Source organism: Xanthomonas sp. NCPPB 2632 (assembly GCF_041228075.2).
In the GTDB taxonomy this organism is placed as follows: domain Bacteria; phylum Pseudomonadota; class Gammaproteobacteria; order Xanthomonadales; family Rhodanobacteraceae; genus Luteibacter.
The window spans coordinates 4,826,737-4,843,326 of record NZ_CM192979.1; the positions used below are offsets into that span (position 1 = coordinate 4,826,737).

The 16,590-nt window shown below is 65.4% G+C and carries 15 protein-coding genes and 1 pseudogene; 12 read left to right on the forward strand and 4 right to left on the reverse strand.

The features are described 5' to 3' along the window. Positions 1-47 precede the first annotated feature (47 nt). The 11 genes from AB8808_RS20730 (at position 48) to rbsB (ending at position 9,562) form a co-directional block, all read left to right on the forward strand. Complete coding sequence (locus AB8808_RS20730) at positions 48-734, forward strand: DUF484 family protein (protein WP_369925582.1); 687 nt, start codon at positions 48-50, stop codon at positions 732-734. Continuing rightward, entirely contained in the window at positions 731-1,645 is a 915-nt protein-coding gene (locus AB8808_RS20735; RefSeq protein WP_369925585.1) for a tyrosine recombinase XerC, read from the forward strand. Before AB8808_RS20730 ends, AB8808_RS20735 begins: the two co-directional genes overlap by 4 nt. A gap of 91 nt (positions 1,646-1,736) precedes the next feature. After that, complete coding sequence (gene hslV, locus AB8808_RS20740; protein ID WP_285403419.1) at positions 1,737-2,270, forward strand: ATP-dependent protease subunit HslV; 534 nt, start codon at positions 1,737-1,739, stop codon at positions 2,268-2,270. Between the two features lie 4 nt (positions 2,271-2,274). Then, the gene (hslU, locus tag AB8808_RS20745; RefSeq protein ID WP_036138721.1) at positions 2,275-3,615 is read left to right on the forward strand and encodes an ATP-dependent protease ATPase subunit HslU; all 1,341 of its coding nucleotides are present in this window, start codon (positions 2,275-2,277) and stop codon (positions 3,613-3,615) included. 39 nt (positions 3,616-3,654) lie between these two features. Beyond that, positions 3,655-4,272 (forward strand): hypothetical protein, encoded by a 618-nt coding sequence (locus tag AB8808_RS20750; RefSeq protein ID WP_036138719.1) that lies wholly within the window; start codon positions 3,655-3,657, stop codon positions 4,270-4,272. A 144-nt stretch (positions 4,273-4,416) separates the two neighbouring features. Next, the gene (locus tag AB8808_RS20755; RefSeq protein ID WP_285403422.1) at positions 4,417-4,770 is read left to right on the forward strand and encodes a gamma-butyrobetaine hydroxylase family protein; all 354 of its coding nucleotides are present in this window, start codon (positions 4,417-4,419) and stop codon (positions 4,768-4,770) included. 111 nt (positions 4,771-4,881) lie between these two features. Next, positions 4,882-5,778 (forward strand): ribokinase, encoded by an 897-nt coding sequence (rbsK, locus tag AB8808_RS20760; protein ID WP_369925589.1) that lies wholly within the window; start codon positions 4,882-4,884, stop codon positions 5,776-5,778. Beyond that, positions 5,775-6,173: a D-ribose pyranase gene (gene rbsD, locus AB8808_RS20765; protein ID WP_369925591.1), complete on the forward strand. Its 399-nt coding sequence runs from the start codon at positions 5,775-5,777 to the stop codon at positions 6,171-6,173. Before rbsK ends, rbsD begins: the two co-directional genes overlap by 4 nt. Next, complete coding sequence (locus AB8808_RS20770) at positions 6,173-7,660, forward strand: sugar ABC transporter ATP-binding protein (protein ID WP_369925593.1); 1,488 nt, start codon at positions 6,173-6,175, stop codon at positions 7,658-7,660. The genes rbsD and AB8808_RS20770 overlap by 1 nt, the downstream gene beginning before the upstream one ends. Position 7,661: 1 nt before the next feature. Beyond that, the gene (locus AB8808_RS20775; RefSeq protein ID WP_036138709.1) at positions 7,662-8,606 is read left to right on the forward strand and encodes an ABC transporter permease subunit; all 945 of its coding nucleotides are present in this window, start codon (positions 7,662-7,664) and stop codon (positions 8,604-8,606) included. A gap of 20 nt (positions 8,607-8,626) precedes the next feature. After that, entirely contained in the window at positions 8,627-9,562 is a 936-nt protein-coding gene (gene rbsB / locus AB8808_RS20780) for a ribose ABC transporter substrate-binding protein RbsB (RefSeq protein ID WP_036138706.1), read from the forward strand. Between the two features lie 162 nt (positions 9,563-9,724). On the opposite strand, the gene AB8808_RS20785 is transcribed toward rbsB, so the two are convergent. The 4 genes and pseudogenes from AB8808_RS20785 to AB8808_RS20800 all read right to left on the reverse strand — a co-directional run. Continuing rightward, the gene (locus AB8808_RS20785) at positions 9,725-10,093 is read right to left on the reverse strand and encodes a DUF4279 domain-containing protein (RefSeq protein WP_185754227.1); all 369 of its coding nucleotides are present in this window, start codon (positions 10,091-10,093) and stop codon (positions 9,725-9,727) included. A 651-nt stretch (positions 10,094-10,744) separates the two neighbouring features. Beyond that, on the reverse strand, positions 10,745-11,725 hold the full coding sequence (locus tag AB8808_RS20790) for an IS5 family transposase (RefSeq protein WP_369925597.1): 981 nt from the start codon (positions 11,723-11,725) through the stop codon (positions 10,745-10,747). A gap of 47 nt (positions 11,726-11,772) precedes the next feature. Continuing rightward, complete coding sequence (locus tag AB8808_RS20795) at positions 11,773-12,282, reverse strand: RHS repeat-associated core domain-containing protein (RefSeq protein WP_369925600.1); 510 nt, start codon at positions 12,280-12,282, stop codon at positions 11,773-11,775. A 104-nt stretch (positions 12,283-12,386) separates the two neighbouring features. Beyond that, positions 12,387-14,060 (reverse strand): annotated as a pseudogene (locus AB8808_RS20800) (DNA translocase FtsK); the annotation flags it as partial. A gap of 1,266 nt (positions 14,061-15,326) precedes the next feature. Between AB8808_RS20800 and AB8808_RS20805 the strand changes: the two are divergent. Beyond that, on the forward strand, positions 15,327-16,571 hold the full coding sequence (locus tag AB8808_RS20805) for a PQQ-dependent sugar dehydrogenase (protein ID WP_369925602.1): 1,245 nt from the start codon (positions 15,327-15,329) through the stop codon (positions 16,569-16,571). Positions 16,572-16,590: the final 19 nt, after the last annotated feature.

The following is a 16,590-nucleotide window of genomic DNA, read 5'->3' on the forward strand; positions in this document are numbered from 1 at the left end:
CGGGTCGGCTCCTGTCTACCCGCACGCATGCGACCGAGGAAACACCCATGACCGATACCGCGATCGACGGCGACATCAAGCCAACCACCGTCGCGTCCTACCTGCGGCGGCATCCGGACTTCCTGGCCGATTATCCTGACCTGGCCAACGCGCTGACGCTGCCCAGCAGCAACGGCCCCGCCGCGTCGCTGGCCGTCCACCAGCTGCGCGGGCTGCGCGAGAAGAACGCCGAGCTGGAGCGCCGCCTGAAGGAGCTCACCGGTATCGCCGGCGACAACGAGACCCTGATGCGTCGTGTGCATGGGCTGATGCTGGCCCTGCTCAGCGCGCGCGATGTCGAGGAAACGGTCCGCAACGTGGTCCACCGCCTGAAAGAGGATTTCCAGTCGGAGCGCGTCCGCCTGGTCTTCTTCGGCAACCTGGCCGGCCTGCCCGACGAGCCCTGGCTGCTGCGCGAACCGCGCGGCTCCGCCGGCCTGCCGGAATTCACCTCGTTCCTCGAGCACGGCGACCCGGTAGCCGGGCGCCTCGCGCCGGAAAAACTGCAGCGGCTGTTTGGCGACGACGCCCCCGAGGTGCGATCGGCCGCGCTCATGCGCGTGGGACCCGATGCGATCCTGGCGATCGGCAGTGCCGACGCGGATCGCTTCCACCCCGGCATGGGCACGTTGTTCCTCAACATGATCTCGACCACGGTCGGCTCCGCCATCGAACGGGCGCGGAAGGCCGCGTGACCCCCCGCGAGGCGGTGGAGGCCTTCCTGCGGCACTTCGCGGCCGAGCGGGCGCCGTCGCCGCATACGCTGGCGGCCTACCGTCGCGACCTCGACAAGCTGGTTGCGTACATGGAGGCCGAGCGTCTGGCCTCGTTCGACGAGCTGACGCCCGACCGGCTGCGCTCGCTGACCGCCCGCCTGCACCGGCCGCCGCCGGACAAGGACGGCAAGCGGCCGAAGGGACTGGAGCCCACCAGCCTGCAACGGTTGCTGTCCGCGTTCCGCACGCTGTTCCGTTACCTCACGCGCGAGGGCCAGCTCGCCCACGACCCCACGGCCGGCGTTCGCGGCCCCAAGGTGCGTCGCAAGCTGCCCGTGGTGCTGGATGCGGACGAAGCCAAGGAGCTGGTCGAGACCACGCTGGGCGGTTCGCTGGCCCCGCGCGACTCGGCCATGCTGGAACTGTTCTATTCCAGCGGGTTGCGCCTGTCCGAACTGTGCGGCCTGCGCTGGGGCGACCTGGACCTGGACGACGGCCAGGTACGCGTACTGGGCAAGGGCAACAAGACACGCATCCTGCCCGTGGGACGTTTCGCGGTGGCGGCGCTGCGCGCCCTGGCCGCCCTGGGCGAGGCCGGGCCGGAACAGCCGGTGTTCAAGGGCCGTGGCGGCGGACCGATCGGGCCGCGGGCCGTGCAGCTGCGCATGGTCAAGCTGTCCAGCGGTCAGGCCAAGCGCGTGCACCCGCACATGCTCCGGCATACCTTCGCCAGCCACATGCTGGAATCCTCCGGCGACCTGCGTTCCGTGCAGGAACTGCTCGGCCACGCCGATATCGCCACTACGCAGATCTACACGCATCTCGACTTCCAGCACCTGGCCCGGGTCTACGACGCGGCGCACCCGCGCGCCAAGCGCAAGCACGACTAGGCACGCGCCGACCCGCATCCTCCGCGAGGGCCGACCTTGCACCCCTCCCGCGCCATCCCCACCTCTAGCCGACTCCCCCAAGGAACGCGCTATGGACCCGATGCACGCAACGACCATCGTCTGCGTCCGCCGCGACGGCAAGGTCGTCATCGGCAGTGACGGACAGGTCACCCTCGGCAACACCGTGATGAAGGCCAACGCCCGCAAGGTGCGACGCCTCGGCAAGGGCGACGTGCTGGCCGGATTCGCCGGCGCCACCGCCGACGCCTTCACCCTGTTCGAGCTGTTCGAGGAGAAGCTGGTCAAGCACGGCGGCAACCTCACGCGCTCCGCGGTGGAGATGGCCAAGGAATGGCGGACCGACCGCCGCCTGGGCCGCCTGGAAGCCATGCTGGCCGTGGCCGACAAGGAGGCGTCCCTGCTGATCTCCGGCAACGGCGACGTGCTGGAGCCCGAGCACGGCCTGATCGCCATCGGCTCCGGCGGGCCCTACGCCCAGTCGGCGGCCCTGGCCCTGATGGAAAACACGGCACTGGACGCACGCACCATCGTCGAGAAAGCGCTCAAGATCGCTGGCGACATCTGCATCTATACCAATCACAACACCTCGATCGAAGAGCTCTGAACCCATGTCCGAACTCACCCCCCGCGAGATCGTCAACGAACTGGACCGCTTCATCATCGGCCAGAACGATGCCAAGCGAGCCGTCGCCATCGCGCTGCGCAACCGCTGGCGGCGCATGCAGCTGGAACCGGGCATGCGCGAGGAAGTCACGCCGAAGAACATCCTGATGATCGGCCCCACGGGCGTCGGCAAGACCGAGATCGCGCGTCGCCTGGCCACCCTGGCCAACGCGCCGTTCGTGAAGGTGGAGGCCACCAAGTTCACCGAGGTGGGCTACGTCGGCAAGGATGTGGAATCGATCATCCGCGACCTGGCCGATGTGTCCTACAAGCTGGTGCGCGACCAGGCCAAGACCCGCGTGCGCAGCCAGGCCGAGGATGCCGCCGAGGATCGCCTGCTGGATGCACTTCTCCCGAGGCGCCAGGCGGCCACCGGCTGGGACGACACCGGTTCCAACGTCACCGCCATCGACAGCGACACCCGCCAGAAGCTGCGCAAGCAACTGCGCGAGGGCGCACTGGACGACCGCGAGATCGAACTGGATTTCGCGGTGAACGTGGGCGTGGAGATCATGACCCCGCCGGGCATGGAGGAAATGAGCCAGCAGCTGGGCAAGATGTTCCAGAACATGGGCGGCGCCAAGTCGCAGAAGCGCAAGCTGACCATTCGCGCGGCACGGCCGCTGCTGGTGGAAGAAGAAGCCGGCAAGCTGCTCAACGACGAGGAACTGCGCAGCCGCGCCGTGGATATCGCCGAGCAGAACGGTATCGTCTTCATCGACGAGATCGACAAGGTCGCGCAGCGTTCGGAATGGGGTGGGGCGGGTGTGAGCCGTGAAGGCGTGCAGCGCGACCTGCTGCCGCTGGTCGAAGGCTCCACCGTGTCGACCAAGTATGGTTCGATCAAGACCGACCATATCCTGTTCATCGCGTCGGGCGCGTTCTCGCTGGCCAAGCCATCCGACCTGATCCCCGAACTGCAGGGGCGCCTGCCGATCCGCGTGGAGCTGAGCGCGCTGTCGGTGGACGACTTCAAGCGCATCCTGCGCGAGCCGAACAACGCCCTGACCAAGCAATATGTTGCGCTGCTGCACACCGAGGGCGTCACGCTGGAGTTCACCGACACGGGCGTGGATCGCCTGGCCGACGTGGCGTTTCAGGTAAACGAGCGGACCGAGAACATCGGCGCCCGTCGCCTGCACACGGTGATGGAGCGGCTGCTGGAGCGGATCTCTTTCGAAGCTGCGGATAAATCCGGCGAAAATTACTTGATCGACGCCGAATATGTCGATAAAAACCTGGCTTCGCTGGTCAAGGACGAGGATTTGAGCCGTTACATCCTCTAAACATCGAACGGCACCCCATCTGCTAAACTGTTGACGTATATGGGCAAGGTTATTCAACTCAAAACGAACGGCCAGCGAGCCAGCCTGCGTGAAGCGCAGGACAGCCGCCAGTTGGTACGTCTGTGGCGCGGCGAACTCGAGCATGGCAGCTTCTGCGGCTATGTCGGCGGGGTCGGCCGCGAGTTCTTCCTGTTGTGGGTCATCGGCGACGGTGTCAGCTACGACGGCATGTACATCATGCGGCACCGCGACATCTCCGAATTCGAGGCGCCGGACAAACATGCCGGCTTCCTCGAGAAGGCGCTGGCACTGAAGGGCATCCAGCCCACGCCGCCGGCCGACTTCCCCCTCGACGACATCTCGCAGGTCATCCAGGCCGCCGCGGCGCACGCGCCGGTCATCGGTGTGCATGTCGACAGCGAGGAAGAGTCGGAGGTCTGCTACATCGGCCGGCTGGTCAGCGTGGAAGACGATGGCTTCAATATGCAGGAGATCACCCCCGACGCGGAATGGCTGCGCGAGCCGTCGTTCTTCTCGTGGGATGAAGTCTCCACCGTGAGCATGGAAGACGCCTACGCCACCTCCCTGCTCGCCGTGGCCGGCACGCCGCCCCCGCTGGAGCAGGGCACCGGCGACGGTTTCGGCCGCGCGCCCTGATGCCCCGATAGGCCATGTAGGAGCGCACGATGTGCGCGATAAAACGTCCGTGATGGACGTATGCGTAACGTGCCGGCCGTCTGTCTATCGGACACGCTGATTCGCGCACATCGTGCGCTCCTACACGGTTTTCGTACCCTGCCCATGTCCCGCCCGCGTCCCCTCGACATCATCCTGCACGCGGCGTCTCGCCGGCTCGACGTGGTCTTCGACAACGGTGAGCGCTTCGAGCTGCCGTGCGAATACCTGCGCGTGAACTCCCCCAGCGCCGAGGTCCAGGGCCATGGCCCGGGCCAGAAGGTGCTGGTGCACGGCAAGCGCGAGGTCGGGATCACGGCACTGGAGCCCACCGGCCATTACGGCGTGCTGATCCGCTTCGACGACGGCCACGCCAGCGGCATCTTCGGCTGGGACACCCTCTACGACCTCGGCCGCGCCTACGAAACGTCGTGGCCCGCCTACCTCGCCGAACTGGACGCCAGGGGCCTGTCGCGCTGACGACGGCGCGCGTGTGAAAGCCAACACACGCGCAAAGGCGTATATTTGCGCGCCATCCCACCCGGCGACAGCACGGACGTTGCGCGGTCACTTCCCGGAGCACCTTCAGGCATGACGCGAATCGTTGTCGTCGGCAGTATCAACATGGACCTGGTCACGCTCGCACCGCGCTTTCCCGCGCCGGGTGAAACGCTGACCGGCGAACGCTTCCTCACCATTCCCGGCGGCAAGGGCGCCAACCAGGCGGTGGCCGCGGCGCGGCTGGGCGCTTCGGTGAGCATGGTGGGCTGCGTGGGCGACGACGCGTTCGGCACGCAGCTCTACGACGGCCTGGTCGCGGAAGGTATCGATGTCACCCACGTCACGCGTGTGGCCGGCATCGGCAGTGGCACCGCCTCCATCACCGTGGCCGGCGGCGAAAACCAGATCGTGGTGGTGCCCGCCGCGAACGGTCGTGTCACGCCGGCCCATGTCGAAGCCGCCCGCGAAACCTTCCGCGGTGCCGACGCGCTGCTGGTACAGCTGGAAATTCCGCTGGACGCCGTGGAGGCCACGCTGCGCATCGCGCACGACGAGGGCGTACCGGTCATCCTCAACCCCGCACCCGCGCAACCGCTGCCGCGCGAGTGGCTGACGCACGTGCGCTTCCTCACGCCCAACCAGCACGAGCTGGCCACGGTGCTGGGCCAGCCCGGCGACACCGATTTCCGCGAACTCATGCGCCTGGCGCCGTGCCCGGTCGTGCTAACCCGCGGCGCCGAGGGAGCCTGGTTCCGCGACACCGACGACACGCCGCACCACCAGGCCGGGTTTGCGGTCGAGGCAGTGGACAGCACGGGCGCCGGCGACACCTTCAACGCCGCGCTCGCCGTGTTCCTTGCCGAGGGGCTGGCCGAGGCGGTGCGCAAGGCCTGCGCCACCGCCGCGATCGCCGTGTCACGGCTGGGCGCCCAGGGTGGCATGCCCCGCGCCGACGAAGTGGCGACCTTCCTGGAGACCCATCGATGAGACGTCACGGCCTGCTGCATGCCGAACTCAACCGCGTCATCGCGGCCATGGGGCACACCGATACGCTGGTGATCGCCGACGTCGGCCTGCCCGTGCCGCCAGGCGTCCGCTGCATCGACCTGGCGGTGCTACCGGGCGTGCCGAGCTTCATGGATGTGTTCGAGGCGGTCTACACGGAGCTGGCGGTGGAGGCCTTCACCCTGGCGGCAGAGATCCATGAGCGCAACCCGGCCATGGTCGCGCTGGCCGATCGCCTTTCGCAGGGAGGCCTCGAACGTTCCGAGGTCAGCCACGAGGATTTCAAGCGGCTGTGCAGTCGCGCGGTCGCCGTGGTCCGTACGGGCGAAGCCGCGCCGTACGCCAACATCATCCTGCATGCCGGCGTGACCTTCTGATGAGCGCACCCGCACCACTGGTAAGGATGCAGGACATCCACAAGGCGTTCGGTCCGGTGAAGGTGCTGGAAGGCGTGGCCTTCGAACTCGTCCGCGGCGAAGTGCACGCGTTGATGGGCGAGAACGGCGCGGGCAAATCCACCCTGATGAAGATCCTCACGGGGATCTACGCGCCGGACCAGGGCACCATCGAGGTGGACGGCCAGCCGGTGACGATCGCCTCGCCCGCCGATGCCGAGAAACACGGCATCGCCATCATCCACCAGGAACTGAATCTCATCCCGTCGCTCAGCATCGCGGACAACCTGTTCCTGGGTCGCGAGCTGCAACGGTTCGGTCTGCTCGACCGCAAGGCGATGACGCGCACCGCACTGGCCTGGCTGGCCCGCGTCGGCATGCCCCGGCTCGATCCGGATACACGGATCGAACGCCTCTCGGTCGGCCAGCAGCAGATGGTGGAGATCGCACGCGCGCTTGGCCAGAACGCGCGCGTGCTGATCATGGACGAGCCGACCGCCGCACTGACCGAAAGCGAAACCGGCACACTGTTCAACCTGATCCGCGAACTGCGCGCGCAGGGCACCGGCATCGTCTACGTGTCGCACCGCATGGAAGAAATCTTCGCGCTGTGCGATCGCATCTCCATCCTGCGCGACGGCCACTTCGTCGGCACGCGCGATGTCGAGGGCCTGGCCTTCGACGAGGTGGTGAAGATGATGGTAGGGCGCACCCTGGAGGCGCGCTTCCCCACGCGCGGCGCATCCATCGGCGCGGTCCGGCTCAAGATCGAGCACCTCACCGGCGGCATGGTGAAGGACGTGAGCTTCGACCTGCATGCGGGCGAAGTGCTGGGCGTGGCCGGCCTGCTCGGCGCGGGCCGTACCGAACTGGCCCGCCTGCTGTTCGGCCTGGACCGGACCGAGGCGGGCACGGTGTCGCTCGACGGCGTGCCGATGACCCCGAAGACGCCCACCGAAGCGATCCAGGCCGGCTTCGGTTTCGTCACCGAAGACCGCAAGGCCCAGGGCCTGGTGCTGGACATGAGCCTGCGCGAAAACGTCAGCCTGCCGCGTGTGCCCTCGCATGCCGGCCTGGTCGATCGGCCGGGCGAGAAAAAACAGACGCGCGGCCTTATCGACGCCCTGAAGATTCGCACCCGCGACATGGAACTGGATGTCCGCGCGCTCTCCGGCGGCAACCAGCAGAAGGTGGTTTTGGCCAAGTGGCTGGCGTTGAAACCGAGCGTGCTCATCCTGGATGAACCCACGCGCGGCGTCGACGTCGGCGGCAAGGCCGAGATCTACAACATCATCAATCAACTCGCGGAACAGGGCGTGGCCATTCTCATGATCTCCTCGGAACTGCCGGAAGTGCTCGCCATGAGCGATCGCATCCTGGTCATGCACGAAGGTCGTGCCACGGCCCTGCTCGATGCCCACGGCGCCACCCAGGAAGCCGTGATGACCGCCGCGACCGGAGGCAAGTGACATGACATTCCCCCTCGACTGGAGCCGCGCCGCCACGCTCATGCAGCGCCTCGGCTCGGTGATCGGCCTGATCCTGCTCTTCATCGTCCTCTCGATCATGAGCCCGGATTTCCTTTCCACGGGCAACCTGCTGACGGTATTGCGGCAGGTGTCGATCAATGCGCTGATCGCCTTCGGCATGACCTTCGTGATCCTGGCCGGCGGCATCGATCTTTCGGTCGGCGCCATCCTCGCCCTCACCGGCGCGGTCACGGCGGGCCTGATGGCGGCGGGCCACGGCATGGTGCTGTCCGTGGGCGCCGGCCTGGGCCTCGGCCTGCTGCTGGGCATCGTCAACGGCGTGCTGGTGTCGTGGGGCAAGGTGGCGCCCTTCATCGCCACGCTGGGCACGATGACCCTGCTGCGCGGCGTCACGCTGTCGTACACGCAGGGCAGTCCCATCCCCGTCACCAATCCCGGATTCGCCTTGCTGGGCGGTGGCTACGTCGCCAACCTGGTGCCGCTGCCGGTCATCTGGATGTTCGTCGCCTTCGTCGTCTGCGCGTTCCTCCTGCGCGGCACGGTGTTCGGCCGCCACGTCGTGGCCATCGGCGGCAACGAAGAAGCCGCGCGCTTGTCCGGCGTGCGCATCTCGCCGATGAAACTGGCGATCTACGGTTTGTCCGGTCTCCTCTCCGCGTTTGCCGGCGTGGTACTCACCTCGCGCCTCTATTCCGCGCAGGCCACCGCCGGCTCCGGTTACGAGCTGGACGCGATCGCCGCCGTGGTGCTCGGCGGTACCAGCCTGTCCGGCGGCCGCGGCTGGCTGTTCGGCACGCTGGTGGGTGCCCTGCTGATCGGCTTCCTCAACAACGGTCTCAACCTGCTCGGCGTCAGCTCCTTCTACCAGCAGGTGGTGAAGGGCATCGTCATCCTGATCGCCGTCCTGCTCGACAGGCGGCAGTAACCCCCACGAGGACACACACCATGCGCAAGCTCACTTTCTTCGCAGCGGCCGCGGCCACGCTGCTCGCCGCCTGCTCCCAGCAAGGTCCCGGCGAATCCGCGCCGGCGGCGGCGTCCACCGCCGGCGGTGCCGCGCCCTCGGGCACGCCCGTGGTCGGTCTCGCGTTGTCGACGCAGAACAACCCGTTCTTCGTCGAACTGAAGAACGGCGCCGAGAAAGCCGCCAAGGACGCCGGCGTGCAGCTGGTGGTCGTGGACGCGCAGGACGACCCGGCCCGGCAGATCTCGTCGGTGGAAGACCTGATCCAGAAGCGCGTCTCGGTCATCCTGCTCAATCCCACCGATTCCTCCGCCCTGGCTGGTGCCGTGCAGTCCGCGCAGCGCGCCAACATCCCGGTGGTGACGCTCGACCGTGGTGTCGACGGTGCCGAAGTCGCGTCGCACATCGCGTCCGACAACATCGCCGGCGGCAAGATGGCGGCCGACTACCTGGCCAAGGCGCTGAACGGCAAGGGCAACATCATCGAACTGCAGGGCGTGGCCGGCACCTCGGCGGCACGTGAGCGCGGCAAGGGCTTCGACGACGAAGTGGCCACCACGGGCATGAAGATCGTCGCGCAGCAGCCGGCCAACTTCGACCGTGCGCAGGGCCTCTCGGTCAGCGAGAACCTCCTGCAGGGCAACAGCGACGTCCAGGCGATCTTCGCCCAGAACGACGAGATGGCCCTCGGTGCGGTACAGGCGCTGGCCGGCAAGAACAAGAAGGTGCTGGTGGTCGGCTTCGACGGCACACCGGACGGCAAGACCGCCGTGCAGAACGGCAGCATGGCCGCCACGGTGGCGCAGCAGCCGGAAGAGATCGGCAAGCTCGGCGTGGAAACCGCGAAGAAGCTCATCGACAAGCAGCCGGTGGAGAAGTCCATCGCGGTGCCGCTGAAGCTCCTGACGAAAGAATAAGCGCGCCAGCAAGTGAAATGAAAAGGCCGGGCCATCCCAAGATGCCCGGCCTTTTTCATGTAGGAGCCCACGATGTGGGCGATCCACATAACGTCATGGATGAAATGTTATCGCAGTTTTATCGGTTCCTCTTTTGCTCCGCAACTATGATCCGTTACACCACTACGGCTCTACGTTGCACATGGAAAAGCGCACGGGAGCGCCAAGCCTGGACAGGGCATCAAGTGCCTCGGGCGACAGCTCGCATTCGATGGATGAACCCAACGTTCCGTTTGCGACCGTCTGGGCCATAAACACGTCGACGAATGCCTCGTCCACATTTTTCAGCTCACCGGGACGTACATTGCTCTTAATTTGCTGAAGCAAGGCAAGGAGCTCATTACTCACGTCAGCATGACGAGACTTTCGAGCCAACTGCCACGTTGTAGTGTTGTAAACAGGCGCATCGGGAGCACGTGTCCGCGGTGTGCCACGCAGGGTTGCTTTAGACGCGGCTGCCCCTAATGCAAGCGATACGTCGTCGATGCTCATCGTTCTTCCGCTTATGTACAACGACACCTCGAGCAAGACTTCAGTCGCCAAGGTTTCCATAGACCTCTCCTTCAGGATCGTAGACCTCGCCAGTATCTGGATTGACACCCCAGTCGGCTTTACCTCCACCGTGTGTACCGTCGCTCTGCTTTATTCCATGAAAACGACGACGCCCTTCAGCCGTACCTAGCCCACTACGTCGGCCCCATTCCTCGGCACCCTTGTCCGCAGGCCAGACGCCCGGAGGCAGGTTAAATACCAGCGGAGAAACACTTGTACCGCAGCTGATTGATCCGTAGCAGCTATGGTGATCGAAGGCCCATTCGTTAAACGTGTTCGAGTCGACGAAGAACAACCCAGCTACGGCAACTTGAGCAACAATCATTGGTACGGGTATCACGGGTGCTCGCGGAACTGTCCTCGTAGCCCTAGGAAGGGTAACTGTTACTGGGACTACCGGAAGCTGAGTCACGCTTTTAGGAGCAGATGGCGAATCGCTTCCGCTAGGGATACTCTGATCTATGAAGCATAAAACGGACGTCTATACGCAACGGCATGCACATCAGTTGATGCCGGGCAAAGAAGGAGCGGAAGTACTGTTTTCCCTGTCGCTGGTTCAGCCTGAGCCCTGATCAACGCCTGTGTTCGGCGTCACAGACGCACCTCCCCTGCGGACAGGAGCAAGGTTCGTCGCACCATCCACAGATTTGACAGCGCAAACAACGTCAATACCTGCGCCGTGTTTTTGGCCAGCCCCTTGAACCGTGTCTTCTGATAGCCGAACTGTCGCTTGATCACCCGGAACGGGTGTTCGACCTTGGCTCGTATCGCGGCCTTGAGGTATTCGACATGCTTGGTGGCTTCTTTCCATGCACCTTCAGGCATCGCCTTGACTCTCCCGCGCTGCGCTGCGATGTGCCACATAAGCCCCCGCTTCGCTACACGCTTTTCTGCTCCCCGGTAGCCCGCATCGGCATAAACGGTTCGTTCTTCGCCGTGCAGCAACTTGTCCGTTTCCGTGACGTCACTCACGTTCGCCGGCGTGGTGGTAACCGTGTGCACCAGGCCCGATTCCACATCCACACCGATATGCGCCTTCATACCAAAGAACCACTCGTTGCCTTTCTTTGTCTGATGCATGTCCTGATCGCGCTTCTTGTCACGGTTCTTCCTCGACGAAGGCGCATGGATGATCGTGGCATCCACGATCGTGCCCTGGCGAAGCAGCAGGCCCTGCTGCCCCAGGTGGGCGTTGACCGCGTCGAGTATCTTCGCCGCCAGACCGTGCTGCTCCAGAAAGCGACGGAACTTCAGAATCGTCGTCTCGTCCGGAATCGCATCGTCGTTCAATTCCAGCCCGGCAAAGCGCCGCATCGACTCGATCTCATACAACGCATCCTCCATGGCCGGATCGCTCAACGCGTACCACTGCTGCATGAAGTGGATGCGCAGCATCGTGGCCGCCGGCATCGGCGGTCGGCCACGCCGGCCCGCTGTCGGATAACTGACGAGGATCAACGCCAGCAGCGCGTCCCAGGGCACGACCTTGTCCATCTCGCCGAGAAATTTCTCCCGCCGCGTCGGCTTCTTCTTCGATTCGAAACTCATGGAGGCAAAGGATCGCTGCTTCATCGCGAGGGATTCCTGGGACTTTCGACTATTTTGACGCAAGCGGGGGATTAAATCAGGGCTTCCCTAGGTGGCGATGTGTCTGAGCATTTCGAGTCGCCATTCTGACCCTGTGCCGTACAGTCATCCTTGCCATCCGGATCAACGTTGCTGATCGGGTTGTTAGATGCGTATGCAAAACGATTAAACGAAAATATATCGCCAGGTGTTGGCTTGAACGGGTCTACGCTAACGAAGCGTCCAACGACGACATCGTCGTATCGAGCCTGCATATACGACAAACCAGTATCGTAATCAGAAAAGTGACCCGCGAAGCCAACACCTTTTAGTACGTCTTCCGTTTTAGCCGATTGTCCGTAGGGTCGATAATCTGACCACGTCAGGATATTGCCGTGCTCATCGGTAGTCATAAGCACGTTACCGTTAGGGTCAGTAAAATAATATGTGATTACGGGTTCCGCAGCGATACAAATTGAGCTAACCAGATGGGTGGAAAAAATGAGTAGCAGCGCCCGTGCCAGACGCACGGTACGCCCCGCCAGTGGCTCTCTCTTTTTCAAGGCAATCCCCCGTAAGCCGCAAACCGCAGTTAATCGGATTCAGCCATCAAGTCTTGATCGTGTCAACACCATAAAAAGCACGGAAGACCAGGGTCAACCTTCTATCATTCCTGCGGCACGGGAGCGATCACCTCGCGCTGGCCATTGATGCCCATCGACGAAACCAGTCCGGCGGCTTCCATCGCTTCCACCAGTCGCGCGGCGCGGTTGTAACCGATGCGGAACTGGCGCTGCACGAACGAGATCGACGCGCGGCGGGAGCGCAGCACGAAGGCGGCGGCTTCGTCGTAGAGCGGGTCCAGTTCGGCATCGATGCCGTCGTCGCCGGGCTCGCCCTCGATCGCTTCGCTGGGCGGGCCGGCGAGGATCTCGTCCTTGTAGTCGGGCTCACCGAACTGCTTCAGCCAGGCCACGATGCGATGCACTTCCTCGTCGGCGACGAAGGCGCCGTGGATGCGCTGCGGATACCCCGACCCCGGCGGCAGGAACAGCATGTCGCCGGCACCGAGCAGGCTTTCGGCACCCATCTGGTCGAGGATGGTGCGCGAGTCGATTTTCGACGACACCTGGAACGCGACGCGCGTTGGGATGTTCGCCTTGATCAGGCCCGTGATGACATCCACCGACGGACGCTGCGTGGCGAGGATCAGGTGGATGCCCGCGGCGCGCGCCTTCTGCGCCAGGCGCGCGATCAGTTCCTCGATCTTCTTGCCGGCCACCATCATCAGGTCGGCCAGCTCGTCGATGACGACGACGATCATCGGCATCGTGTCGAGGTGCTCGGGCACTTCCGGATGCGCCGGGAACGGATTGAACAGCGGCTTACCGGCCGCACGCGCTTCCCGCACCTTCTGGTTGAAACCGGCAAGGTTACGCACACGAAGGTCGGACATCACCTTGTAGCGGTTTTCCATCTCGGCCACGCACCAGTTCAACGCGTTGGCGGCCAGCTTCATGTCGGTGACCACGGGCGCCAGCAAATGCGGGATGCCTTCATACACCGACAGCTCGAGCATCTTCGGGTCGATCATGATCATGCGCACGTCTTCAGGCGTGGCCTTGTAGAGCATCGACAGGATCATGGCGTTGACCGCCACCGACTTGCCCGACCCCGTCGTGCCCGCGACGAGCATGTGTGGCGCCTTGGCCAGGTCGGCCACCACCGGCTCGCCGGTGATGCCCTTGCCCATCGCCAGTGTCAGCAGCGAATCCGAGTCGCGGTATTCGCGGGAATCCAGGATCTCGGACAACGCGATCATCTGGCGCTGCTCGTTCGGTAGCTCCAGGCCCATGCAGGTCTTGCCGGGAATGGTTTCCACCACGCGGATGGTGGTGCGACCCAGGCCGCGGGCGAGGTCTTTCATCAACGCGACGATCTGGTTGCCACGCACGCCGACGGCGGGCTCCACCTCGTAACGCGTGATCACAGGCCCCGCCGAAGCGCCGACCACCTGCACCGGCACCTTGAACTCGCGCAGGCGTTGCTCGATCAGGTCACCGGTATCGGTCAGTTCCTGCTCGGATACCGAAAGCACGTCGTGCGCGGCGGCGGCGAGCAGGGTCAACGGCGGAATGCCTACCGCGCTGGTCTGGGTGGCCGCACGCAGCGGCTTCACCGGCGAGAGGATGACCGTGGTGACGCGGGCAGGCTCCACCGGCACTTCGTCATTCGCCGCGATGGCGAAGCGGGACACTGGCGCCACCGAAGGCGGAACCGTGGACGCGTTCGCGGGTGTCCGTTCGACGGGCGTAGGCGCAGCGGGTCGTGGTGCGTCGACAACCGGCTCGACGATGGCCGACGCGTATTCGTCGGCGGGTGGCGCATCCGCCGCTTCGAAGGGATCGGTCGTGGTGGCCTCATGCAGACGATCCCTGCCGGGTATCGTGCGCTGCGATGGCGGCAGGAAGGCCTGGCTTTCCATCGGTCGACGGCGGCCGATGAGGGCCGGCATCGTGACGGTCACGGCGTCCGGCGCGATGTCGGGCGCAGGCGTCGGGAGGGGAGCGCGCAAGGATACCTCGGCCGGGACAGCGGTCGAATCATGTGCATGTATCGAGGAGGGCGGTGCCGAGGGCATCGGTGCTGATGGCGGTTCGACGCTGCTTTCTGCGCCCGCGTAGGCGCGAGGCGCCAGCCATGGCTCGCTGATGACGGTGTCGGGGCGCATCCGGTGACGCGGCGGCACGGGCGTGGTGGTGGACGGCCGCACACGGGAGGCACGCAACGGCTCGCCGCGGACGGTGCCGTTGCTCACGTCCGATGCCACGGGCGCGGTCGACGTCGAGGGTTTGGCGACAGGCGCACGCGAGGGAGCCGCCGCCCCGCGACGGCGTGCCGGTGCCCGATCCGCGCGGCGTACGGCCGCGGCGGGACGTCGACCGGTGGCCCGCGCCGCCGAGCGGGTGAACAGGCGGCGGGAGCCCTCGATCGCCAGCGCGCCGACCGGCTCGATCAGGCCGTTCATGCGAGCGAGTGCAGCCGACCAACCGACACCCAGGTACCACGGCAAGGCCACGATCATCACGGCCAGGGCGATGGCCGCCGCGAGGGCGCCGCCAGGAAACGCGCCGAATGCAGCGCCCAGCCAGCGGCACACGGCGCCACCAACGCCCGGATCGTCGGTGTAGTGGGCGATGACGATGCCCTCCAGCGTGGTGCTGGCCAGGAGGACAAGGATGAAGCCGGTCCAGAAGCGGATTGCCCCGGGGCCGGTGGTGGGCGGCGTGCGCCGCCGGATCAGCGCCGCGGTGACGCGCCAGAGCAGGGGAAGCAGCCAGAGGGTGGACAGCCCGAAGGCGCCGAACACGAGAGAAAGCATGCCTAACCGCAAAGATACCGAGCGAGCCCCGTAGTTTAGCCGGCATTCGTGTGAAAACACGCGCGAACATCGCGTAAGCCGCTGGCAGCGTTCACAAGCAGGGTCGGACGCGACGTGAATATGCGAAGCAGTCGCGACTTCCGGCAACCGGGCCGGTTTTGGGCGGTCGCCGACGCGGCGCCGGGCGTAGCTTCTTGCGACCACTCCCCCATGAGGCTCCCCGTCATGCGTCGTTCGCCCTTGCTCACCGTTCTGTTTGCAGGGGCATGCATCGCCCCGTGTGCCTTTGCCCAGACCACCACGTCGTACAACGCCCGCGTGTCCGGTGCCCAGACCGAGCCACCCGCGCCGTTCGTCATCAAGGATATCGCCCCGTTCGACAATCCCTGGGGACTGGACTTCCTTCCGGACGGGCGCGTCGTCGTGACCGAGAAGAGCGACCACCTGTATATCGTGGACGCCAGCGGCGCCAAGCGGGCCGTCACCGGCGTACCCGCATCCGTCGGGGCGAACGGCGGCGGCGGACAGAGCGGCTTCCACGACGTGGCCGTGCCGGCGACCTATGCCTCGGACCAGGTGTTGTGGTTCAGCTATGTTGCGAAGGCGGCAGACGGTCGCAACCACCTCACGCTGGCGAAAGCCCGGGTCGTCGAGTCGGCCACCACGGCCCAACTCGCCGACGTCACGACGGTATGGCAGGAACCCTCCAGCTACTCCGTGCGTGGCCAGCCGGGAGCCCGCATCGCCTTCGCGCCGGACGGGCAACATGTGTTCCTCTCCGTCGGCGACGGCGACGTGCCCGACCAGAACCAGGATCGGGGCTTCACCGCGCAGCTGCCGGACAGCGGCCTGGGCAAGATCATCCGCCTGAACCTGGACGGCAGCACACCCGCCGACAACCCGCATGCCACGCAGGGCGGTGTGGCCGGGCAGATCTGGGCGAGCGGCTTCCGCAATCCCTACGGCCTGGCTTTCAGCGAGGACGGCAAGCTGTGGGAAACCGAGATGGGCCCTTCCTCCGGCGACGAGTTCAACCAGATCGTGAAAGGGGGCAACTACGGCTGGCCGCTGGTGAGCAACGGCAACCACTACGGCAGCGATGCATACATGCCCGGTCAGCCTTACCCCCGGCACGACACGGCGCCGCAGTTCGTGCGGCCAGCCGCGTACTGGGGCTGGTTCCCGACCACGAACTCGATGTCGCCGTCGGGCCTGGCCTTCTACAAGGGCGCCCTGTTCCCGCAGTGGCAGGGCTCGGCGCTGCTGGGGTCCACATCCTCGATCGCGCTTTATCGCGTGATCCTGGACAGCACCGGCAACGTCACGGGCGTGGAGCGCTACGGCCGCGATGCGGCGGGTGTGTATACCGGCAGCGTGCGCGCACTCAAGGTGAACCCGGCCGACGGCAGTGTCTGGTACGTCCGCGGCGGTGGGGATGGCATGCTGCGGAAGATCGTGCCGAAGCCGTAACCCATCATCGCCGGTACAG